The organism is Kribbella albertanoniae, from assembly GCF_004348455.1.
Classification (GTDB): domain Bacteria; phylum Actinomycetota; class Actinomycetes; order Propionibacteriales; family Kribbellaceae; genus Kribbella; species Kribbella albertanoniae.
The window spans coordinates 1-22,814 of the sequence record NZ_SMKA01000140.1; the positions used below are offsets into that span (position 1 = coordinate 1).

At 67.4% G+C, this 22,814-nt stretch carries 16 protein-coding genes; 13 read left to right on the forward strand and 3 right to left on the reverse strand.

The window, feature by feature from the left end:
• On the forward strand, nucleotides 1–253 hold a 253-nt coding region (locus E1261_RS26055; protein WP_202875030.1), incomplete at its 5' end, for a GyrI-like domain-containing protein.
• 236 nt (nucleotides 254–489) lie between these two features.
• Here E1261_RS26055 and E1261_RS26060 read toward each other — a convergent pair.
• A complete protein-coding gene (locus E1261_RS26060; protein WP_132410920.1) occupies nucleotides 490–1,620 on the reverse strand; it encodes a hypothetical protein in 1,131 nt (376 codons plus the stop codon).
• Between the two features lie 493 nt (nucleotides 1,621–2,113).
• The gene (locus E1261_RS26065) at nucleotides 2,114–3,091 is read right to left on the reverse strand and encodes an NmrA/HSCARG family protein (protein ID WP_132410922.1); all 978 of its coding nucleotides are present in this window, start codon (nucleotides 3,089–3,091) and stop codon (nucleotides 2,114–2,116) included.
• An 88-nt stretch (nucleotides 3,092–3,179) separates the two neighbouring features.
• Here E1261_RS26065 and E1261_RS26070 point away from each other — a divergent pair, with 88 nt between their 5' ends.
• From E1261_RS26070 to E1261_RS26105, 9 genes are all read left to right on the forward strand, one after another.
• Nucleotides 3,180–3,680: a MarR family winged helix-turn-helix transcriptional regulator gene (locus E1261_RS26070; RefSeq protein ID WP_132410924.1), complete on the forward strand. Its 501-nt coding sequence runs from the start codon at nucleotides 3,180–3,182 to the stop codon at nucleotides 3,678–3,680.
• A gap of 97 nt (nucleotides 3,681–3,777) precedes the next feature.
• Complete coding sequence (locus tag E1261_RS26075) at nucleotides 3,778–4,038, forward strand: hypothetical protein (protein WP_132410926.1); 261 nt, start codon at nucleotides 3,778–3,780, stop codon at nucleotides 4,036–4,038.
• A complete protein-coding gene (locus E1261_RS26080) occupies nucleotides 4,035–4,931 on the forward strand; it encodes an FAD:protein FMN transferase (RefSeq protein ID WP_132410928.1) in 897 nt (298 codons plus the stop codon). Before E1261_RS26075 ends, E1261_RS26080 begins: the two co-directional genes overlap by 4 nt.
• Nucleotides 4,931–5,479: a ferric reductase-like transmembrane domain-containing protein gene (locus E1261_RS26085; protein WP_132410930.1), complete on the forward strand. Its 549-nt coding sequence runs from the start codon at nucleotides 4,931–4,933 to the stop codon at nucleotides 5,477–5,479. Before E1261_RS26080 ends, E1261_RS26085 begins: the two co-directional genes overlap by 1 nt.
• The gene (locus E1261_RS26090; RefSeq protein ID WP_165952657.1) at nucleotides 5,476–6,666 is read left to right on the forward strand and encodes an NADH-ubiquinone oxidoreductase-F iron-sulfur binding region domain-containing protein; all 1,191 of its coding nucleotides are present in this window, start codon (nucleotides 5,476–5,478) and stop codon (nucleotides 6,664–6,666) included. Before E1261_RS26085 ends, E1261_RS26090 begins: the two co-directional genes overlap by 4 nt.
• Nucleotides 6,659–6,865, forward strand: coding sequence for a ferredoxin (locus tag E1261_RS45425; RefSeq protein WP_165952658.1), 207 nt, complete (start codon nucleotides 6,659–6,661; stop codon nucleotides 6,863–6,865). The genes E1261_RS26090 and E1261_RS45425 overlap by 8 nt, the downstream gene beginning before the upstream one ends.
• A 119-nt stretch (nucleotides 6,866–6,984) precedes the next feature.
• Complete coding sequence (locus E1261_RS26095; protein WP_132410932.1) at nucleotides 6,985–11,844, forward strand: NAD-glutamate dehydrogenase; 4,860 nt, start codon at nucleotides 6,985–6,987, stop codon at nucleotides 11,842–11,844.
• A 111-nt stretch (nucleotides 11,845–11,955) separates the two neighbouring features.
• Nucleotides 11,956–18,258 carry an RHS repeat-associated core domain-containing protein gene (locus E1261_RS26100; protein ID WP_132410934.1) on the forward strand — a complete coding sequence of 2,101 codons (6,303 nt, stop codon included), beginning with the start codon at nucleotides 11,956–11,958 and terminating at the stop codon, nucleotides 18,256–18,258.
• 22 nt (nucleotides 18,259–18,280) lie between these two features.
• Complete coding sequence (locus E1261_RS26105; RefSeq protein WP_132410936.1) at nucleotides 18,281–19,021, forward strand: hypothetical protein; 741 nt, start codon at nucleotides 18,281–18,283, stop codon at nucleotides 19,019–19,021.
• Here the strand turns inward: E1261_RS26105 and E1261_RS26110 are convergent.
• On the reverse strand, nucleotides 19,018–19,755 hold the full coding sequence (locus E1261_RS26110) for a GntR family transcriptional regulator (protein WP_132410938.1): 738 nt from the start codon (nucleotides 19,753–19,755) through the stop codon (nucleotides 19,018–19,020). The two genes, E1261_RS26105 and E1261_RS26110, sit on opposite strands and share 4 nt — an antisense overlap.
• A 160-nt stretch (nucleotides 19,756–19,915) precedes the next feature.
• Here E1261_RS26110 and E1261_RS26115 point away from each other — a divergent pair, with 160 nt between their 5' ends.
• The 3 genes from E1261_RS26115 to iolC are packed head-to-tail and all read left to right on the forward strand — an operon-like array spanning nucleotide 19,916 to nucleotide 22,813.
• Nucleotides 19,916–20,902, forward strand: a complete 987-nt coding sequence (locus E1261_RS26115; protein WP_132410940.1) for a Gfo/Idh/MocA family protein — start codon at nucleotides 19,916–19,918, stop codon at nucleotides 20,900–20,902.
• A gap of 35 nt (nucleotides 20,903–20,937) precedes the next feature.
• On the forward strand, nucleotides 20,938–21,822 hold the full coding sequence (locus tag E1261_RS26120) for a sugar phosphate isomerase/epimerase family protein (protein WP_132410942.1): 885 nt from the start codon (nucleotides 20,938–20,940) through the stop codon (nucleotides 21,820–21,822).
• Nucleotides 21,823–21,856: 34 nt separating this feature from the next.
• Nucleotides 21,857–22,813 (forward strand): 5-dehydro-2-deoxygluconokinase, encoded by a 957-nt coding sequence (gene iolC, locus E1261_RS26125; RefSeq protein WP_132410944.1) that lies wholly within the window; start codon nucleotides 21,857–21,859, stop codon nucleotides 22,811–22,813.
• Nucleotide 22,814: the final 1 nt, after the last annotated feature.

Here is a 22,814-nt window from a genome sequence, read left to right on the forward strand (position 1 = left end):
GCCCCCCACCCGCGGGCGCGTCCACCCCGTCACCCTGCCTGCCGCCGAACTCGTCGTCACTACCCACATAGGTGAACACGAAGGCATCGACGTGACCTACGGCGAACTCGGCTCCTGGGTGGTAAGCAACGCGCTAACAGTTGCCGGACCGGTGCGGGAGCGCTACCTGGTCGGCCCGCGAGACACCGACGACAGCGCCGCCTGGCGCACCGAGATCGGATGGCCGGTGTTCCGCGTAGCCAACAAACCCTGACCTACCCGGCGCGGCGGCCGCGGAGCGGTCACCGGCTGGTCGTGACGGTTAGCGGCAACCGGCCGAGACGGCCTGGATAGCGACTGGTAACGACGGTTGCTGGAGTACCGGGAGTTATTGGTGACGCCGGCTGCCGGTGGCGATGGTGGTCGGGGCCGACCAGCAGCTCGACTGCGGAGCGGCAGAAGGCGCGCGCCGGAGGCACTGGTGATGGTCCAGGACGGGCCGCCTGGCTCCTACAGAGATCGACCCTTCTCCGCCAGCGCCCACACGTAGTACCACTTGTTTTCACGGAGGGCGCGGGGACTGTACTCGGTCGCCGCGTTGATGACGCCCCAGACTCCACCACTCACGCCGAGGGCAGCGATCGCAGCTTCCAGGGCGGGTCCGTAGACGGCGACCAGAATCGCAGCGACCGATCCGATCGTGGCACCGCTGGCAGCTACGGCGCGTTTCCTTCGCACTCTCATCATCTCGGCTCTTGCGGCTCGCACCTGGTCGTTGATCGCCAACCCGAGCCTGACCAGCTCGCGCTCCGACTGCGTCGCATTCAGCGATTCGTCCAACTCCAGCAGGCTGATCCGGAGGAAGTCACGAAAGGCCGAGTACGCCGCGAACTCGTTGACCGTGATCTTGCTGAAGTCCCGCAGCCCTACCCCGGTAAGAAAGGGCAATTCGGTTTGCAGCACTGGACGAATGAGCCGGCTCTTGATCGGTTCCGCGCCGGACGCGTCCACCGCGCGGCCGTCCCTGACCAGGTAGTCGATCGCCTTGACCTGCTCGGACGGACCACTGATCAGCCTCTTCCCGTCGACCGTCGCGAGCTTGCCGGTCGAGTAACTCGGCAGATACCAGGCCAGCCCCGCCTTGAGCAGCGGCTCAGCATCCAGAATCCACTGCCCGAGCGCGGTCATGTCCGGGCAGTGCATGCCGTACGTCGCGGTCTGGTGCCTCCGCTGCTCGATGTCGTGGCCGTCCAGCATGTCCCCGACGACACCCATCAGGCCGCCCATCGGATTCTCCTGTCGCCGCTGCAGCGTTCCGCCTCTGAGACGCTGCGGAACACCGAGCTCGCGAAAATCACCGGCCCAGTCATGCGACAGCAGCAAGGTGTCGGAGATCAACGCCGCCCGCTTGGTGAGTTCACTGAAGTCCTCGCCGGTCGATAGGCCGACGTAGAAACGCGATCTGGAGAGCACCTTCTCCTGCACCAAACTCTTGGACTCACCATTCCAGAGGAACTCCCCGTACCGCACGGCAACCTCGTCGACGCCCCACCCGGCCTGAACCAGCCCTTTGTTGGCCAGGAAGAACCTCTCCATGAGGTTAGCCACCACCACGTCCTGAACCACCCGGTGCCTGAACATGCCGAGCACCCTACAGATCGACCCCTGTGGATAACCCAACTCTCGGCCAGCAGCCCCCGATCCTTTCTTCTGCCGCAGGCGATGCTGCGAGCCCGCTGCGGGACGTCGCGCCCAGCCGGGAGTCCTTGCACTAGATGCAACTCCCGTTGAATTGACAGTGATAAATTACGGAGAGCATGTTCGACCTGAGGCGTGTCGCGTGCGCGACCGATCGCGCTGACGACGCTGCGGCGCGCCTCAGTCTGCAGGGGTGCCGTCGGGTTCGTGGTGGTCCCGAGCTATTCCGCCCTAGGAGCGCGACCGTCCCTTCCATCCACCGAGCGGCCAATATAGGTGGAGCCAAGGGTGCCGGTCTGAGCGTCGTCGGTTGCGCGGATCTGCTCCGTTCCTGTTCCGTCACTGTTCCGTGGGAGAGCGGCAAGCGACGGTCATCGACGGGGAAAGCTGAGTGATCGGGCGGCTCTAGACGACCGAGCCGGACCGGTCGGCGAAGTCAGTTCACGACGGCCTTCAGTTCGTGTTTGTGCAGGTCAAGCCAGGTTTCGAAGGACTGCAGGTGGGGGTTCAGTTCCCGTACGGCGTCCAGGTTCCGACTGCCGGTGAACTCCTCGTGGTTCTCTGCGTAGTACTGGAACATGTTGGCCATTTCTACTGCCATGGGGAAGCCGTAGGTGCGGAACTCGTCCCAGGTGGGGGCTTGGTAGGTGACGGGCTCGCCTAGTACGGCGGCCAGGTGGTCGGCGTACTGGTGGCCGGTCAGGTGGTCGCCGGCGATGCTGATGGTTTCGCCGATGAGGTCGGGGCGCTTGAGGATTTCCAGGGCGGTGCGGCCGATGTCGTCGGAGGCTACGCCGGAGAGGGGCTTGTCGGACATCGGGAAGGCGATGGTGATCTGGCCGTCGGCGTTGCGCTTGGGCTCCATGCCCTGCAGGAAGGCGTCGAAGTAGAAGGTTGTGCGGAGGTAGGTGGTGGGGACGCCCGCACTTCGGAAGACCTCGTCGGCCTCGCCCTTGGCGTCGAAGTGGGGGACCTTGTAGCGGCCGTCGTCCAGGCTGGGGACGTCGTCGCGGTCGCCGAAGAATTCGCGGGTGTCCTCGAGTGTCGACCAGACGAGGTGCTTGACGCCGGCGGCCTTGGCGGCGCGGGCGGCGTTGCCGGCCTGGTCGAGCTCCATCTCGGCGCGGGTGCGGGCGGCCTCTTCTGCGGGGGTGCGCTGGACCCAGTAGTTCGTCACGACGAAGGCGCCGTACACGCCGTCGAACGCCTTCTGCAGGCTTGCCTCGTCGTCGAGGTCGGCCTCGACCACTTCGGCGCCCTGGGCGGCGAGCGCCTGCGCCGATGGCGACTGCGCGCTCCGGGTCAGTGCGCGCACGGCGTATGCCCCGGAGGCGTCGTCGAGGATGGCGCGGACCAGTCCGCCGCCCTGGCTGCCGGTGGCTCCGACGACGGCGATCAGCTTGCGCTCGGTCATATCCCTAGCTCCTTCAAGATCAGGTTGATGTGTCAACTCCAAATTCATACTAGCTCACTAGGTTGATGTGTCAACCGAGTCGGGTAGGATGGTGGATGTGGGTAAGGGACCGTGGCTCGACGACGACGAGCAGAAGGCATGGCGCAGCTATCTGTTGATGCGCAAAACGCTCGAGACGCACATGGAGCGGCACCTCCAGCGCGAGTTCGGCCTGTCCGGGTCCGACTTCGAGATCCTGGTGAACCTGTCCGAGGCGGAGACCGGTCGGATGCGCGCGTTCGAACTCGGGCAGGCGACGCAGTGGGAGAAGAGCCGGATGTCCCACCACCTGACCCGGATGGAGAAGCGCGGGCTGGTACGGCGGGAGTCGTGCGACGCGCGGTATCCGGAGGTCGCGATCACCGACGAGGGCCGGGCGGCGATCGAAGCCTGTGCTCCGGAGCACGCGGCCCGGATCCGGAAGTTCTTCGTGGACGTGTTCGGTCCGGAGCGGCTGACCGCGCTGGGCGAGGCGTCGGCCGAGGTCGTCGACACGATCCGCAAGCACGAGTCCTCCGACTGCCCGCCGGAGGTTCGGGGGCATTGCTGACCTGAGAGCCGGGCTCAGGTAGTTCTCAGCGGAACTTGATGCTCGCTTGAGGTTCTCTTGGAGTGCCGCTGAGGCGCGCGCGACCAGGCTGTCGGTCATGGTCACCACAGCAGCGTTCGACGATTTCTCCGACCGGCGGCGGCGCTGGTTGCGGCGGGCCTCCGTGGCCGCGGCGGCCACCGCCGTACTCGGCATCGGCACGGCCGGCCTGTCCGTCGCCGTCGTCTCCGCCCGGCACGCCACCCCAGCCACCAGCTCCACCGACCCCGGTACGACGACCTCCAGCGACAGCTCCACGAACGGTCTGGGCACCGCCCCCGCCGACTCCACTCCGCAGGGCGGGAGCAGCGGATCATGAGCGCCTCCCGGACCTGGACCGCCTGGAGCTGCACTGTCCGTCTGACGGTCGACGACCCCGCCGTACTCGGCGCAGCGTGCGGTGAGCTGAAGGCACTGATGGATCGCGTCGACAAGGCCGCCAGCCGCTTCCGACCGGACTCCGAGCTGTCGATCGTCAACCAGCGCGGCGGTGCGATGGTCCCCGTCTCCCGGCTGCTCGTGGACCTCGTCGACGTCAGTCTGATGGCAGCGTCGATCAGTGGTGGCGCGGTGGACCCGACCGTCGGTGCTGCGGTGATCGCTGCCGGCTACGACGAGGACATCGAGACGGTACGGCGTCGCCTCGCCGTACCGGCTCCGCTGTCAGCGACTGTCCCTGGTTGGCAGCACGTGCAGCTGAACCGCAAGCTGGCGCTGCTCGGCGTACCAGAAGGTGCTGCACTCGACCTGGGTGCTACAGCCAAGGCCTGGACCGCCGACCGCGCTGCACTGGTGCTCAGCAAGCGCTATGGCTGCGCAGTGCTGGTCGAGATCGGTGGCGACCTGTGCGCAGCCGGACAGCCGGCCGAACCGTGGGTCATCACCGTGGCTGAGCGGGCGGGTGACACCGGCGTACTCGTCACCCTCGCCCATGGCGGACTGACCACCTCCACCCGCACCTCACGCTGCTGGGAGAACGGGCACCACATCATCGACCCGCGGACCGGACAACCGGCTGACGGTCCCTGGCGAACCGCATCCGTCTGGGCGCCGACCGCCGTACGGGCGAACACCTTCAGTACGGCGCTCATCGCCACCGGCGAGGCGGCTGTCGGGCGACTGACGCTGGCTGGGCACCCGGCTCGGATGGTTGCCAACGACGGTGAGGTCACCGAAGTGGCCGGCTGGCCCGCATCGACGCAGGCCGCCTGATGACACTCTGGTACGTCGCCCGTGCGGCCGGTGTGGTCGCCATGATCATGTTCACGCTGGCAGCCACCCTCGGAATGGTCACCTCAGCCAACAGAAAACCGGAGCGCCGCTTCTGGCTCCAGTACGTGCACCGCTCGGCGGCTGTCACCGGGCTGGTTCTCCTAGGCGCCCATGTGTTCGCAGTGATCGCCGACAGCAATGTGGCGATCAGTCCGACCGTTCTGCTCTGGCCCTTCGGCTCCGGCTACCGCCCGTTCGCCATGGCCGTCGGAACGCTTGCCCTGTACGGCCTAGTCCTCGCCGCGGTCGCTGGAGCAGCACGTGGTCGACTGGCGCACTCTCAAGCCTTCAGCAAGTACTGGCGCTCGATCCACATCGCCGCCTCGGTCGGCTGGCTTCTGTCCATCGGACACGCGCTGCTCGCCGGAACAGACCGCAGTACGCCGTGGATGCTCGCCATCACCGTCGGCTGCCTGGCCGCGGTGGCCGGAGCCGGCATGTACCGCGCCAGCACCTACTCGGCACCCAACCTCGTGAGGACCCGATGAAGACCCTGCTAGCGACCAGTGTGATCGGGGACGCCCGTCTCCTCGCCGGACTCGACCGTGGTCGGCTGGATCGGCAGGCGCATCTCTGGACCCATGGTGCGCAGCCCCAACTCACCCGAGCGGCCTACGCCGAGCTGTGTGAAGCGGTCGGCCTCAAAGGACGCGGCGGTGCTGCTTTCCCAGTCGCCCGCAAGCTGGCCGGCCTTCCGGAGCGCGGAATCGAGGCGGTGGTCGTCAACGGCTCCGAGAGCGAACCCGTCAGTCGTAAGGACCGGCTGCTGCTCACCCTCGCGCCACATCTGGTTCTGGACGGTGCCACCGGCTTGGCTCATGCACTCGGCGCGCCGCACGTGCTGATCGCCGTCCACGACGCCGAAGCCGCGCAGTCCGTCAGGGAGGCGATCCTCGAACGCGACGACCGACTGGCGATCGAGGTGACTGAAACGCCCGGACGGTTCGTGGCAGGGGAGGCCAGGGCAGTCCTGAGTGCTCTCGAAGGTGGACCGGCGGTGCCGCCCGGGCGGAAGGTGCTGCCCACTCAGCAGGGCTACCACCGCCGCCCCACCTTCCTGTCGAACGTCGAGACGTTCGCCCAGCTCGCCGTACTGGCTCGACTCGGTGCCCGCAGCTACAGCAGCACCGGATTGAGTAGTGAGCCGGGCACCCAGTTGCTGACCGTCGCGGGGGCGGTACGACGACCAGGCGTGATCGAGACGCCGACCGGCGTACCGCTGGAGACCGTGCTCCAGTACACCGGCGCTGACGCCGGACCGGTGCTACTCGGCGGGTACCACGGCCGCTGGCTCGCGCAGACTGGGGTGACACTGCAAGGCGTAGGCATCGTCGTGGCGCTCGGGACGGAGACCTGCCCGCTCGGTGAGGTCCACCGGGTCGCCCAGTGGCTGGCGAGCCAGTCCGCCGGGCAATGCGGCCCCTGCGTCTTCGGTCTCGCCGGACTGGTCGACGACTTCGACCGTCTGATCCGCGGCGAGGCCGAAGGCTGGTACGACGCGCAGCGGCACCTGGGCCTGGTCCCGGGCCGGGGTGCGTGCGCCCACCCGGACGGTGCTGCCCGGTTCCTCGCCTCGGCGCTCGAGGCGTTCGACGACGACGTACGACGACACCTCGCCGGAGCCGGTGGCTGCGGCCGCCCGGTGCTCGGAGTACTGGAGGTCACCCATGGCTAGGCTGGAAATCGACTGGACCCGGTGCGACGGGCACGGCCTGTGCGCGACGCTACTGGGCGGTGACGTAGCGCTCGACGAGTGGGGTTTCCCGGTCCTGAAAGGCCGCGAAATCACCGCTGGTGAGGTGCCGGATGCGCGCCGTGCTGTCCTGGCCTGTCCGGCCCTCGCACTGCGCCTCGACAAGTCTGTTAAACGTTGATCGTCAGGGCCGTCCCGACATCACACCAGTGACCAAGGTGGACTAATCTCTGAGTGACCGCACAAAGGCGTGCGGCCGGTGCCGGCGGCGCCGAAATGGTCACGTGGAGACGGTGGGGAATGCAGAGCAAGCTGGACGTCCAGAAGGCGGATGTGCTCGCCAAGGCGGTGGCGGCCGGGACACACGGTCACGACAAGTCGGCTGATCCCGGCAAGCTGAAGACCTTCCTCGAGCGCTACTACCGGTACGTCGCTGCCGAGGACGTCGCCGAGCGTCAGCCGGCCGACTGCCTGGGGGCGGCCCGGCACCACTACAAGAGCGCGGTCTCCCGCCCGCAGGGCACTGCGAAGGTGCACGTCTTCACCCCGACCCTCGAGGAGCACGGCTGGACCGCCAACGGGCGGACCGTCGTCGAGATCGTCATCGACGACATGCCGTTCCTGGTCGACAGCGCCTCGATGGTGATCACCGCCCGCGACCTCGAGATCCAGCTGCTGATCCACCCGCAGTTCGTGGTCCGCCGGGACGTCACTGGCACCCTCGAGGAAGTGCTGGACGACACCGCCGCCTCGGACGCACACGACCTGGTCCGCGAGAGCTGGATGCATCTGGAGATCGAGCGGATCGCCGACGTGGCCCAGCACCGGGCCCTGGAGGAGGCGCTGCAGCAGGCGCTGCACGACGTCCGGGAAGCGGTCGAGGACTGGCCGAAGATGCACGAGAAGGCGACCAGCATCGCCGCCTCGCTGGACGCTGCCACTCTGCCCGTCGGCGCGAACGAGGTGGAGGAGGCCAAGGAGCTGCTGGAGTGGCTCGCCGACGAGCACTTCACCTTCCTCGGCTACCGCGAGTACGACTTCACCATGGAAGGCGACCAGGGCATCCTCCGTGGCCGTCCGGGGACCGGTCTGGGCATCCTGCGGCCGGACCCGAAGCCGGGCACCGGCAAGCTGCCGCCCGAGGTGAGCGCGAAGGCCCGCGAGCGCAAGCTGATGATCCTGACCAAGGCGAACTCGCGGTCCACCGTGCACCGCTCGACGTACCTGGACTATGTCGGGATCAAGCAGTTCGACGAGAACGGCGACCCGGTGCGCGAGTGCCGCTTCATCGGTCTGCTGTCGTCGACTGCATACACCGAGAGCGTCATGCAGGTGCCGGTGCTGCGGCGCAAGGCGCTCGAGCTGTTCCGGCTGACCGGCTTCGACCCGAACAGCCACAGTGGCAAGGGACTGCTCGACGTACTCGAGACCTACCCGCGTGACGAGCTGCTGCAGGCACCTGTCGAGGACCTGCTGCCGATTGTGCAGTCGGTGCTGCACCTGCAGGAGCGCCGCGCGGTCAAGCTGTTTGTACGGCGTGATGTCTACAACCGGTACCTGTCCTGCCTGGTGTACCTGCCGCGTGACCGTTACACGACCGCGGTGCGCTTGAAGATGCAGGGCATCCTCAAGGACGCCATCGGGGCTGAGTCGGTCACCTACGCGGCGTACGTGACGGAGTCCGTGCTCGCACGTGTCCACTTCGTCGTCCGGATGGCGCACGGCACGACGGTCGGCGAGTACGACCAGGAGCTGCTCGAGCAGCGCATCATCGAGGCCACTCGCGCCTGGGAGGACGACTTCACCGCGGCCCTGCACGCCCAGGGCGGCGACGGAGCGGTGGCTCAGCTGGCCCGCCGGTACGCCGACGCGTTCCCGGAGTCGTACAAAGAGGACTTCGACGCCCGCGTCGCGGTGAACGACGTCGGGGTGCTGGAGGGGCTGCCGTCCGACAACGGACTGGCCATGTCGCTGTACAGCCCGATCGACGAGGAGTGGGCGGGGGAGCGCCGGTTCAAGGTGTTCCGGACCGGTTCCGCGCTGTCGCTGTCCCAGGTGCTGCCGCTGCTGACCCACATGGGCGTCGAGGTGATCGACGAACGTCCGTACGAGATCCGTCGCGACGACGGCACGGTCTACATCTACGACTTCGGGCTCAAGGCGCCGCCCAAGACCGAGGAGCGTGAGGAGCTCCGGCAGCTCTTCTCCGACACCTTCCAGGCGGTCTGGCACGGCCGGGCCGAGTCCGACAAGCTCAACGCACTTGTACTGCGTGGTGGTCTGAGCTGGCGGCAGGTGTCGATCCTGCGTGCGTACCAGCGGTACATCCGCCAGGGCGGTACGCCGTTCAGCCAGGACTACATCGAGAACACCTTCCTCGCCCACGTGGACGTGGCCGGACTGCTGGTCCAGTTGTTCGAGGCCAGCTTCGACCCGACCCGCGGAGACGCCGACGACCCGGAACGTGTCGCGCAGTGCGATCTGCTGGAGAAGGAGATCCTCGCGGCACTGGACACCGTGCAGTCGCTGGACGAGGACCGGATCCTGCGGTCGTACCTGACCGTCATGAAGGCGACACTGCGGACGAACTACTTCCAGCCGGGCGCCGACGGACAGCCGCGGACCTACATCTCGCTGAAGCTCGAGCCGAAGGCGATTCCCGAGCTGCCGCAGCCGCGGCCGGCGTACGAGATCTTCGTGTACTCACCGCAGGTCGAAGGTGTGCACCTGCGGTTCGGCGCGGTTGCGCGTGGTGGCCTGCGCTGGTCGGACCGGCGTGAGGACTTCCGGACCGAGGTGCTGGGTCTGGTCAAGGCGCAGATGGTGAAGAACTCGGTGATCGTGCCGGTCGGCGCGAAGGGCGGGTTCTACGCCAAGCAGTTGCCGGATCCCGCGGTGGATCGCGACGCGTGGCTGGCGGAGGGGATCGCGTCGTACAAGACGTTCATCTCCGGACTGCTGGACATCACCGACAATATTGTTGCCGGTGGCATCGTTCCGCCTGCTCAGGTCGTCCGGTACGACCACGATGACGCGTATCTGGTCGTTGCCGCCGACAAGGGTACGGCGACCTTCTCCGACATCGCGAACGGGGTGGCGAAGGAGTACGGGTTCTGGCTGGGTGACGCGTTCGCGTCGGGTGGTTCGGTGGGTTACGACCACAAGGCGATGGGGATCACCGCGCGTGGTGCGTGGGAGTCGGTCAAGCGGCACTTCCGCGAGATGGGCCACGACTGCCAGAACGAGCCGTTCACCGTGGTCGGTGTCGGCGACATGTCCGGTGACGTGTTCGGCAACGGGATGCTGTTGTCGGAGCACATCCAGCTGGTCGCGGCCTTCGACCACCGGCACATCTTCCTGGACCCGACGCCGGATGCGGCGAAGTCGTTCGCGGAGCGGCGCCGGCTGTTCGAGCTGCCGCGCTCGTCGTGGGCCGACTACGACCCGGAGCTGATCTCCGAAGGCGGCGGCGTCTACTCGCGGACCGAGAAGGCGATCCCGGTCTCGGCCGAGATCTGCGACGCGCTCGGCATCGCGGGGTCATCGGCCCGGCTGACCCCGGCCGAGCTGATGAACGCGATCCTGAAGGCCCCGGTCGACCTGTTCTGGAACGGCGGGATCGGCACCTACGTGAAGGCGGCTGCCGAGTCGCACGGCGATGTCGGCGACAAGGCCAACGACCCGATCCGGATCAACGGATCCGAGCTGCGGGCGAAGGCCGTCGGTGAGGGCGGCAACCTGGGCTTCACCCAGCTCGGCCGGATCGAGTACGCCGCGGCCGGTGGCCGGATCAACACCGACTTCATCGACAACGTGGCCGGCGTTGACACCTCCGACCACGAGGTCAACATCAAGATCCTGCTCGACACCGTGGTGGCCGATGGCGATCTGACCGAGAAGCAGCGCAACGACATCATCGCGTCGATGACCGCCGAGGTCGGCGGGCTGGTGCTGAAGTCGAACTACCGGCAGAACATCGCGCTAGCGAACGCGACCGCGCAGGCCCCGGCGCTGATGCACGTGCACCAGGACTGGGTACGGCGGCTGGAGAAGCAGAAGCTGCTGGACCGCGAGCTGGAGTTCCTGCCGAGTATTGCGGAGTTCAAGCGCCGCAAGGCCGACGGGCGTGGGCTGACCTCGCCGGAGCTGTCCGTGCTGATCGCCTACACCAAGATCGTGATGGAGGCCGAGCTGCTGAAGACTTCGCTGCCGGACGACGCGTTCCTCAAGCACAAGCTCGCGTCGTACTTCCCGAAGGCGATGCAGGAGCGGTTCGCCGAGCAGATCCAGTCCCACCAGCTGCGGCGCGAGATCATCACCACGCAGGTGGTGAACGAGTTCGTGAACACGTCGGGCATCACGGCCTTCCACCGGCTCTCGCTGGAGACCGGTGGTTCGGTCGAGGACGTCGTACGGGCGAATCTGGCTGCGTCGCGGATCTTCGCGCAGCCGAACCTGTTGTCGGCGAATGCCGAGCTGGACAACGTGGTCGACGCGGCCACCCAGACGCACATGCGGCTGGAGACCCGCACGCTCGTCGAGCGCGCGACCCGCTGGCTGGTCAGCAACCGCCGGCCACCGGTGGACATCCAGGACCTGATCGACACCTTCGGTCCCGGCATCGCCAAGCTCACCACGGCATTGCCGGAGCTGCTGCGTGGGCGTGAGCTGGCGTTGTTCGAGCAGCGTCGCGAGGCGCTGGTCGAGAAGTCCGTGCCCGTCGACGTCGCGACCAGCATCGCGATCCTGCCGCCGGCGTACGCGGGTCTGGGCATCGTCGAGACGGCATCGCGGGACGGACTCGACATCCTCGAGGTCGCCAAAGTTCACTTCGCGTTGAACGAACGGCTCCAGCTGGGTCTCTTCCTCGAGCGCATCATCGGCCTCCCGCGCACCGACCGCTGGCAGACGATGGCCCGGGCCGCCCTCCGCGACGACCTGCACGCCGTCCACGCCCGCCTGACCCGCCAGGTCCTGGCCACCACCGACGCCAGCGCCGACCCCGAAACCAGGGTCATCGCCTGGCAGGACCAGAACGCCACGGCGCTGTCCCGAGCAGCCACCATGCTCGAAGAAATCGTCGACACCGAAGGCCCCGAACTGGCCCACCTCTCGGTCGGCCTGCGTCTGGTCCGGACCTTGCTCGCCAACCAGGCCTAGCTTTCGGACAACACTGAACATCTTGACAGCGGGACGAATCTTCGGAGAGGTTTGATCGCGTCGTGTTACGCCCGAACACGACGTGGCGCTAACTCTCTGGGGGAGTGAGGCATGGATTCGTCCCGCCCGAAATCCATCACTGCAGGGTTCGTAGCACTCGTCGTCGCGGTCACCGGTCTGCAAGGATCACCGGCCGCGGCGTCCGATTCGAAGAAGCCGAAGCCGGTGTCCGCCGAGAATTCGGTCATCTCCGTATCGGACCGCAAAGTGCCGACCCAGCTCGATCCGTCCACCGCCGGCACTGCCAGGCCGCAGGCGACCGCTTCGAAAGTCGTCTGGCCGGCAACCGGCACCACAACCGTCGAACTCACCGGCTCCAGCCGCTCCCGAAGCGCTGGGGCCGTTTCCTTGCAACCGGCCACCGGTGGTCCGAAGCAGGTGACCGTCGCGACCTACGACCACAAGGTCGCCGAGAAGCTCGGCGGTCACGGCCTCGCGTTGAAGCTCACGCGCGCCGATGGCAGCCGCCGTTCCGCGCCGGTCGGCGTCACCGTCGATGTCGCCGGCTTCGCCAACGCGTACGGCGGCAACTTCGAGTCCCGGCTGCGACTGATCGCCAAGCCCGCTTGCGCTCTGAAGACTCCGGCAGCGGCCGCGTGCGCAACCAGCCGGCCGGTGCCGAGCAAGATCGACCTCGTCAATCACAAGCTCACCGCCACGCTGCCCGCCGCTCAGCAGGGCCTCGTGTACGTCGTCGCAGCGGCGCCGAACGGCGAAGCCGGCTCGTACACAGCGACCAAGCTGTCGTCGTCGAGCAAGTGGTCCGTCGGCCTGCAATCGGGTGACTTCAACTGGAGTTACCCGATCCCGAAGGTCGCCGCGATCTCCGGCAAGGCACCGGATCTGGACCTGTCCTACTCGTCCCAGTCCGTCGACGGCATGACCGCGTCCGAGAATGCCCAGCCCTCATGGGCGGGCCTCGGCTGGAACCTCGACACGCCGTACCTCGAGCGCCGGTACAACGGTTGCTCCGACGACGGCGGTGACACCGGCGACTTGTGCTGGGCCGGTGACCAGCTGATGCTGTCCCTCGAAGGCACCTCCTCCGAGCTCGTCAAGGACAAGGCCGCCGGCGGAGACGTCTGGCGGGCCAAGCAGGACCCGGGCTGGCGGGTGGAGCGCAAGAAGGACGCCGACAACGGCGACAACGACGGCGAGTACTGGGTTGTCCAGACACCGCAGGGGATGACCTTCACCTTCGGCCGCGGCAAGCAGGCGACCACCGGTACGGCGACCAACTCGGTCTTCACCGTTCCCGTCTTCGGCGACGACGACGGCGAGCCCTGTCACAAGAGCAGCGTCGAGGACTCCTGGTGCACCCAGGCCTGGCGCTGGAACCTCGACGGCGTAGTCGATGCCCACGGCAACAGTACGACGTACTTCTACGAGACCGAGAAGAACAAGTACGCTCGCAACGGCGAGTCCGGCAAGTCGACCGAGTACATCCGCGGCGGCCACGTCCGCGACATCGTCTACTCACAGCGCTCCGGCGACGAGGGTACGACGGCGCCCGCGCGACTGCACTTCACCACCGAACTGCGGTGTATCGAGGCAGCCGGTGGATCCGGCACGTGTCCCGCGTTCGACAAGGACCACGCGTCGTCGTATCCCGACGTACCGATGGATCAGGTTTGCACCGGCAGTTGCACCGGCGACGAGCAGAAGTCGCCGAGTTTCTTCACCAACCAACTGCTGCGTTCGGTGACGTCTCAGCGCAACGACGGCACCGACTTCGTCGATGTGGATCGGGTGGACTTCACCTACTCGTTCCCGAAGCCGTCTGACGGGACCAGCGCGTCGTTGTGGCTGGAGAAGTTCCAGCAAGTCGGCCTCGGCGGTTCCGGTACGGAGAAGCTGCCCCCGGTCGTGATCGCCGGTCGCGAGTCGCCGAACCGGGTCGACGCGGCGCCGGGGAGCGGCGTACCGAAGTTGGAGAAGTTGCGGGTCACCACGGTCACCGACGAGCTCGGCCGCCGGGTCGAGGTCGGCTACGGCCAACCGGACGGCTGCACGATCGACAACTTCCCCGAGGGCAAGGCCGATACCAACGCTCAGACCTGCTTCCCTGGCTGGCGGTCGAACGACAACAGTTCCGGCTTCGGCTGGTGGCATCGGTATCTGGTCACCAAGGTCACCGTGGTCGACCAGGCCGGTGGTGCACCGCCGCAGGTGAACGAGTACCGGTACCGCGGCAAGCCGTCCTGGCATTACGACGATGACGACGTCACGCCCACCGAGCGGAAGACGTGGAGCGACTGGCGCGGGTACGGCTCGGTCGACGTGGCCAAGTTGTCCCAGGGCACCAAGCCGGTCGAGCTCACCAGGAACCTGTTCTTCCAGGGGATGGACGGCGACCGGCTCGCGAACGGCGGTAAGAAGTCCGTCGACGTGGTCGACTCGACCGGCGGTTCGGTCAAGGACGTGCCCTGGTTGCGCGGGAAGGAACGCGAGACCCAGCAGTTCGCGCTGGACGCCGACGGCAACCCGTCGTACGAGCTCGGTGGTTCGCTGCACAGCTATACCTCGGCGCACACGACGCCGGTCGAGCCCGGGGAGACCGATCCGGACGACGACGCGCACCTGGTCGTCGAGAGCGACTCGGTCAAGCGGGAGACTGTCATCCCGGAGTCCGGCGGCACGCGCAGCACCCGCACCACGAAGATGACCACGACGTACGACGACTATGGCCAGGCGACCGAGGTTCTCGACACGGCCGGTGACGACGTCCGTTGCACGCGCACGAGCTACGCGCGCGACGACGCCACGATCAAGGACTGGATGCTCGCGTTCCCGTATCGGATTCGCACCTACGAAGGCACCTGCGCCGCGCCGAAGAGCCTGATCTCGGCCAAGGATCAGTACTACGACGGGTCCGCCACGATCGGTGGCCCGGTCAGCAAGGGTGACGTCACCAAGACCGTCTCGGCGGTCACCGCCAGCGGCCCGAACGACATCACCAAGACCACCACTACGTCAGCCACCTTCGACGCCTACGGCCGCGGCCTCACCGAGACCGACGCCAACGGCCACACGAACAAGACCGCGTACAGTCCGGCGACCGGTCGGCCTGTCACCGTCACCGAGACCAATGCCCTTGGCCAGGCCGAGGTCACGACGATGGACCCGGATCGTCAGCAGCCGTCGACGGTCAAGGACGCCAACAACCAGATCACCTCCCAGACCTATGACCCGCTCGGCCGGCTGGCTACGGTTCGGCTGCCTGGTCAGGCCGCGGATGCCCCCGCGGCGAAGGTGTTCAGCTACCAGCTCGACCCGGACCACAAGCAGCCTCCGTTGGTGACCACCAAGGAGCTGCAGTCCGGGACGACCTACGTGACGTCGTGGTCCTTCCTCGACTCGACCGGTCGTGAACGCCAGTCCCAAGAGGTCTCGCCGGCGTCGACCGCGGAGAAGCCGAAGACGATCGTCACCGACACCCGCTACGACGACACCGGCCATGTCGCCGCGGAGACTCTTCCCGTCGTCGTCGACGGTGCCGCCGGGAGTTCGCTCCGGGCCGTGCCGGGTGATCAGGTGGTCGAGACGCGGCACAGCTATGACGCCCTCGGCCGCAACACCAAGGCCGCACACTTTGCCCAGGGCAAGGAGTTGTGGAGCTCGTCCACCGCGTACTTCGGCGATCACGTCCGGACCACGCCTCCCGAAGGCGGCGTCGTGAAGACGTCCTGGACCGATGTCCGCGGTCGCCAGATCAAGACCGAGGACGGGACCGGGTCGTCGATCGCGGCGACGACGTACACCTACTACCCGTCCGGTCAGCTCGCCAGTACGACGGATCCGGGCGGCCACAAGTCGACGTTCAGCTACGACCTGCTCTCCCGCAGGACCGAGACCGTGGACGCCGACTCCGGCCGGAGCCGGACCGAGTACGACGGCGAGGGGAATGTCGTCGCGACCTGGGACGCGAAGACCCTGGCGTCCGGACAGCCGGGCCCGACCCTGTCCACACAGTACGACGCTCTGGATCGGCCGACCGCACGGTACGCCGGTCCGGCCGGGACCGGCGAGAAGGTCGCCGCCTGGACGTACGACTCGACCGAGATCCCGAACGGCATCGGCCGGGGCACCGCGCAAACGACGTACTGGAAGGGCAAAGCGTTCAGCCGGGCGGCCACCGGGTACGACGCCCGCGGGCGGATCACCGGCCGCAAGTGGACGTTCCCGCAGGGTGTGGGCGGTCTGCTGCACGGGTCGTCGTACACGGTGAATTACGGGTACGACGAGGCCGACAACAAGGTCACCACGACGTACCAGGACCCGGCGCTCGGCAATCCGAAGGAGACGATCACCGCCGGATACGACAACCTGGGGAACCCGACGACGCTGTCCGGTGAGCTCACGGATCCGCTGACCGGTAACACGCACACGGATTCGTACGTCAAGTCGACCGGCTACGCAGCCGACGGCAAGCTGGCCGGCCGCGAGTACGCGAACGCGCACCACGCGCTGCGGCGCGCGTACGCCTACGAGCCACAGACCCAGCGACTGTCCCGGATCCAGACCCTGATCGACGACGACAAGACTGCCCAGGACGACAGCTACACCTGGGATCCGGACGGGAACATTCAGCAGATCACCGACGTCACGGGTCCGAAGTCGGTCGCGACCTGCTTCGACTACGACGGACTCAACCGCCTGAACCACAGCTGGACGACGTACCAGACCGACTGTTCGGACGGCTCGTCGGAGACCGTCCATGACGGACCGGCCGGCTACAACCAGTCGTGGACATACTCGCCGGACGGCAACTTGCTGTCGGAGACGACGCTGGGCGTGACGAAGAAGTACACGTACGGCGATCCGTCGCATCCGCACGCGGTGACGAAGGCGGGCGCGGCCGGGTTCAAGTACGACGCGAACGGCGCGATGATCGAGCGGCCCGGCCTGCTCGGTGGGCTGATCCCGACCAAGCTCGAGTGGGACGCCCAGCAGCGGCTCGAGTCGGAGACGAGCACGCTGGTCAGTCAGACGCAGTTCGTCTATCTGCCGGACGGGACCCGGATGGCCCGGGTCGATCCGCTCGGAGTGACCGCGACGCTGTACATCGACGGCCAGGAGCTCACGGTCGTCGCCGGTATCCTCAAGGTGTCCAGCCGGTTCTACGACCAGGCGGGTGTGTCGATCGCGGTCCGCCAGACGCTCGGCAACGTCGTCTGGCAGCTGAACGACCAGCAGGGCTCGGCGCAGATTTCGGTTGCCGATGGCACCAGTATCGCGGCTCGCACCTACTATTCGCCGTACGGCGAGATCCGGAACCTGCTGCCACCGCTCCCGTCCGAGCACGGCTGGCTGAACAAGATCAAGGATCCGACCACCGGCCTGAACGCGCTCGGTGAGCGGTACTTCGATGCGACCCTGGGCAGGTTCCTGTCCACCGACCCGGCGACCGACGGCTCGTCCGCCCAGGCGGCGAACCCGTACTCCTACGCCGAGAACAACCCGATCACGTACGTCGACCCGACCGGCCTGTGGAGTCTGTCGGGGGCCTGGAACGCGGTGAAGAGCGGTGTCAGCAAGGCGGTCGACTGGGTCGACGAGCACAAGGGACTGATCACCAACATTGCCGTCGGCATCGGTGTCGGAATCGCCATCGGCGCTGTCTGCGCCACCGGTGTCGGGTGCCTGATCGCTGCAGGTGTCGCGGCCGGAGCAGCTGGTGCGGCGGCCGGGTACGGGGTCGATGTCGCCGAGGGGAAGAAGGACTTCTCCTGGGGCGGCCTGGCCACCGAAGTCGGTGTCGGAGCCGCGGTCGGTGGTCTGACCGCGGGAATCGGCGCAGGCGTCGGAGCTGGGGCCAGAGCGCTCGCCAACACGACCGCGGGCAAGGCGGTGACCGCTGCCGCCAGCAAGGCCGGTACGTCGATCGCCAACTCCGCGGCCGGACAAGCCGTATCGGGCGCAGCGAAGGCCGCCACCGGTGCGATCAAGACTGCCGGCGGGAAGACGGCGGGCAAGGTCGCCGCGGTCGCTCGGCAGGCGACCGGCAGAGTTGCGCCACGCACCGCGCGGGACAAGGCGGTCAGCCCGATGGCACCGGCGGCCAAGTCACTGAATCGCCCGATCGGGAACAGTCCGACGCAGAACGCCCAGCTGCAGAACGACATCCGTGCACTCCGGGCCCGCGGTGCCACCGATATGCGCGTCAACCAGCAGCAGGTCAACATCAACGGCGATCGGGTCGGCGTCAACCGGCCTGACCTCCAATACACTCTGAACGGCCGACGGCATTACGCCGAGTACGACGTACCGCCGGCCAGCCGTGCGCCGGGGCACAAGCAGCGGATCATCGCGAACGATCCGACCGCCAAGGTGCACCTCTACACCGTTCCCTGATGGCAGCAAGGAGAATGCTGGAGTGATCACACTTCTGTCCGACCGGTTCGCGCCCATCACGTCGCGGTTCGGGTTCCTCGAGGTGCCACTGGAGGTGGCGGCCGCGGGACTCGGCGTGTGGCGGCAGCAGTTGCATGGGCGGGCGAAGGCGGAACCGGTCGGCGGGAGTCTGGCGGAGATGCTCGAGCGGCTGCCACCACTGACAGGTGGTGTGCGGCCGCGCGAGCTTCTCGTCGGCACGGTCGGGGACCGGTGGACGGCGTACTTCGACTGTGGGTTTCAGGGCACCGACGCGGTGAGCACGGTTGGGTACCTGGCTGAGGAACTGAAGTGTCAGGGGCTGGCCATCGATTCGACGCCGCACACGTTCGGCACCGGGCTGGAGACGCCGGGACGGTACGGCGCGGTGCAGTTCGAGCTGTTCGGGCCGTTGCAGACCGATTTCCTCAACTACGTCAGGACGATCTCGGCCGCGCACGACGGCAGCCGGTGGAGCTTCGAGGCGAACGGTACGGTCCAGGCCTTCGAGGATCCGGATCGCTATGAGGCTCGGCGGGTGCGCGACAAGTTCACCTCGGAGATGCTCGCCGAGTACGCCGCCGAGCTGGGCGTCCGCCCGTTCGACGAGGACTTCTACGCCGACCAGGGGATCCTGATCGAGAGCCGGCAGAAGGTGCCGCGCAAAGGCAAGTCGATGTCCCTGGCCGATACGCAGCACTACTGGGGCATCGTGCCTGGTATCGCCGATCGGGTTCCGGGCTAGCGCTCCGAGACGAGGACGTCCACGGAGTACTGGTCCGCGCGGTAGCAGTGGCTGCCGTACTCGACCGGGGCTCCGTCGGAGTCGTAGGCCGAGCGGGTCATCGTGACCAGCGGCTCGGCCTTGGACATGTGCAGGGTACGGCGTTCTTCGGCGGTCGCGTTCCGGGCGCCGATGCGCTGGCGGGCGACGGTGGGGCGGATGCCGCGGGCGCGGAGTACGGCGTACAGGCCATCCTTCTCGAGGTCGGCGACGGTCAGGTCCTTGAGGGCCGGGGGCAACCAGTTGCGCAGGATCGCGAGCGGCTGGTCGCCGGCGTAGCGGAGGCGGACGATCGAGACCAGGGCGGTGCCGGCGGGTAGGCCGAGCATCTCGGCGGCACGGTCGTCGTGGGCCTCGGTGGTCAGCGACAGTACGTCGGTGCGCGGGGTACGGCCCTCGCGGACGAGGTCGTCGTACAGGCTGGTCAGCTCGGCCTTGCGGTGCACCATCCGGTTCGCCACCGTGGTCCCGATGCCGCGGCGGCGGACGAGCAGGCCCTTGTTGACCAGCTCGGAGATCGCCCTCCGGACAGTCGGCCGGGACAGGCCGAGGCGGTCCGACATGGCGATCTCGTTCTCGAAGGGGTCACCGGGGCGCAGGGTGCCGCCGCTGATGGCAGCGGTCAACTGCTCGGCGAGCTGGTGGTAGAGCGGCACCGGGCTCGTCCGATCGATGCTGATCGGGAGGGTGACCATGGGCCGGGATATTACATGGCCTAGGTATGTATGTCTCTACGTCCGAATGTGTTAACAAACTATTGACACGCCCGGCACAGCCAGGAAAGCTGGCCGCGGTGGATCCGGTGCGGGCGGTCGGCTGCCGGTCAGGCTGTGTGACGACGGAAGAGGGCGGCGGATGCGGATCGGGTTGGTCGGGGTCGGACGGATCGGTGCGTTCCACGCCTCGACTTTGAAGGCGCTACCCGCGGTGGATCAGGTGGTCGTCGCGGACGCCGACCCGGGCCGGGCCGAGACGGTCGCCAAGGAGCTCGGTCTCTCGTTCGCTCCGGATGTCGCTTCGCTGCTGTCCGGCGGGCTCGACGGGTTCGTCATCGCCGCGGCGACGGGCGCGCACGCGGAGCTGATTGCTGCGGGCGTGGCGGCCGGCGTGCCGACGTTCTGCGAGAAGCCGGTTGCTTTGGATCTGGCCGAGACGCAGCGGGTGGTCGAGCTGGTCGAGGCGGGCGATGTACCGGTGCACATCGGGTTCCAGCGGCGGTTCGATGCCGGGTATCAGGCTGCGCGGGCCGCAGTGGAGTCAGGCGAGCTCGGTTTCGTGCACCACATCCGCGCGAACACGAACGATGCCGTACCGCCGCACCGCGAGTACATCCCGCAGAGCGGCGGCTTCTTCCGTGACTGCACGGTCCACGACTTCGACATCATCCGGTACGTCACCGGCCGCGAGATCGTCAGTGCTTATGCGACCGGCGCGAACCGCGGTGAGGCGTTTTTCGGCCAGTACGGCGATGTGGACTCGGCCGCGGCGTTGCTGACGCTGGACGACGGCACCTTCGCCATGGTGAGCGGCACTCGCTACAACGGGGCCGGCCACGATGTGCGGATGGAACTGCAGGGCAGCCTGGGTTCGATCGCGGTCGGTCTCGACGAGCACACCGCGCTGCGGTCGGCCGAGCCCGGCGTGAACTTCCCGGCCGGTCCGCCGCATCTCACCTTCATGGATCGCTTCCAGCCGGCGTACGTGGCCGAGCTGACCGCCTTCACCGAAGTGGCCGCCGGGACGCGTGACGTGCCGTGTACGGTCCGCGACGCGCTCGCCGCGTTCCGGGTCGCCGACGCGTGTGAGCTGTCCCGGGCCGAGAACCGTGTTGTCACGCTCTGACCTTTTCATTGCTTCGATAGAGGAGACTGTGCTCGATGACTGACCTGGCTGCCCGGATCGCGGGTGCTCCGATCTCGTGGGGTGTCTGCGAAGTTCCCGGCTGGGGCTATCAGTACGACGCCGAGACCGTCCTGGCCGAGATGCGGGCCGTCGGGCTCGCCGCGACCGAGTTCGGGCCGGACGGGTTCCTGCCCGAGGACCCGGCGCGGAAGGCGAAGGTCCTGGCAGATGTGGGGCTGCGGGCGGTGGGTGGCTTCGTTCCGGTCGTACTGCATGATCCGGCGCACGACCCCGCGCCCGAGGTCGCTACGGCGCTGGAGGGGTTTGTGGCTGCCGGTGCGGGGACGCTGGTGCTAGCGGCCGCTACTGGCATCGATGGGTACGACGATCGCCCGGTACTGGACGAGACCGGGTGGAGCACTCTGCTGGGCAACCTGGACAAGCTGTCTTTGTTGGCCGCTCGGAGTGGCGTGCTGGCGACGATTCACCCACACGTCGGGACGATGGTCGAGAACGCATTTGAGGTCGACCGCGTGCTGGCGGGTTCGTCGATCGGGCTCACGCTGGACACCGGGCACCTGCTGATCGGTGGGGTGGATCCGGTTGCGCTGACGTTGGCGCACACGGATCGGATCAAGCACACGCATCTGAAGGACGTGGATGCCGCGTGGGCCGCGAAGGTGCAGTCAGGTGAGGTGACCTACACGGATGCGGTTCGGGACGGCATGTACCGTCCACTGGGCCACGGTGACATCGACCTGGGCGCGATCGTGAGCACGCTGGAACAGGCCGGGTACGACGGCTGGTACGTGCTGGAGCAGGACACGATCCTGCCGGACCGGCCGGCCGACGAGGGCCCGGTGGTCGACGTACGGGTGAGTATCGCGCACCTGCAGGCGATCGCGGAGGCTGTGGGATGAGCTGGGACGCTGCTGCTGTGAGACGGGGAGATTGATGGCGGACGACGTACTGACGATCGGGCGAATCGGGGTTGACCTCTACCCGTTGCAGATCGGGACGCATCTGGAGGACGTGACCTCGTTCGGGAAGTTCCTGGGCGGGAGTGCGACGAATGTTGCGGTCGCGGCGGCTCGGCACGGGCGGAAGTCCGCGGTGATCAGCCGGACCGGGAACGACCCGTTCGGCACCTTCATCCACAGCTCGCTGCGTGAGCTCGGGGTCGACGATCGCTTCGTGACGCCGGTGGAGGGGCTGCCGACGCCGATCACGTTCTGCGAGATCTTCCCACCGGACAACTTCCCGCTGTACTTCTACCGGTTCCCGAAGGCGCCGGACCTGGTCATCAACCCGTCCGAACTCGACCTCGACGCGATCCGGGACGCCCGGATCTACTGGTCGACAGTCACGGGGTTGTCGGCCGAACCGTCGCGCTCGGCGCACTTCGCGGCGTGGGAGGCACGGGGGCGGCTCTACGATTCACAGAGGCGAATCACCGTGCTGGACCTGGACTACCGGCCGATGTTCTGGGCCGATCCGACGGAAGCGCACTCGCAGGTCAGCCGGGCTCTGGAGCACTGCACAGTTGCCGTCGGCAACCGTGAGGAGTGCGAGGTCGCGGTCGGCGAGACCGACCCGGACAAGGCCGCGCAGGCGCTGCTGGATCGCGGGCTGGAGCTCGCCGTAGTCAAACAAGGCCCCAAGGGCACCCTCGCCCGCACCCGCGACGAACGCGTCGAGGTACCGCCCCACCCGGTCGAGGTAGTCAACGGCCTCGGTGCCGGCGACGGCTTCGGCGGAGCCCTCTGCCACGGCCTCCTGGCCGGCTGGCCCCTCGAGAAGATCATCCGCTTCGCCAACACAGCCGGCGCGATCGTCGCCTCCCGCCTCGAATGCTCCACCGCCATGCCCACCACCACCGAGGTCCTCACCGCAATGGGGGAGAGCGCATGAC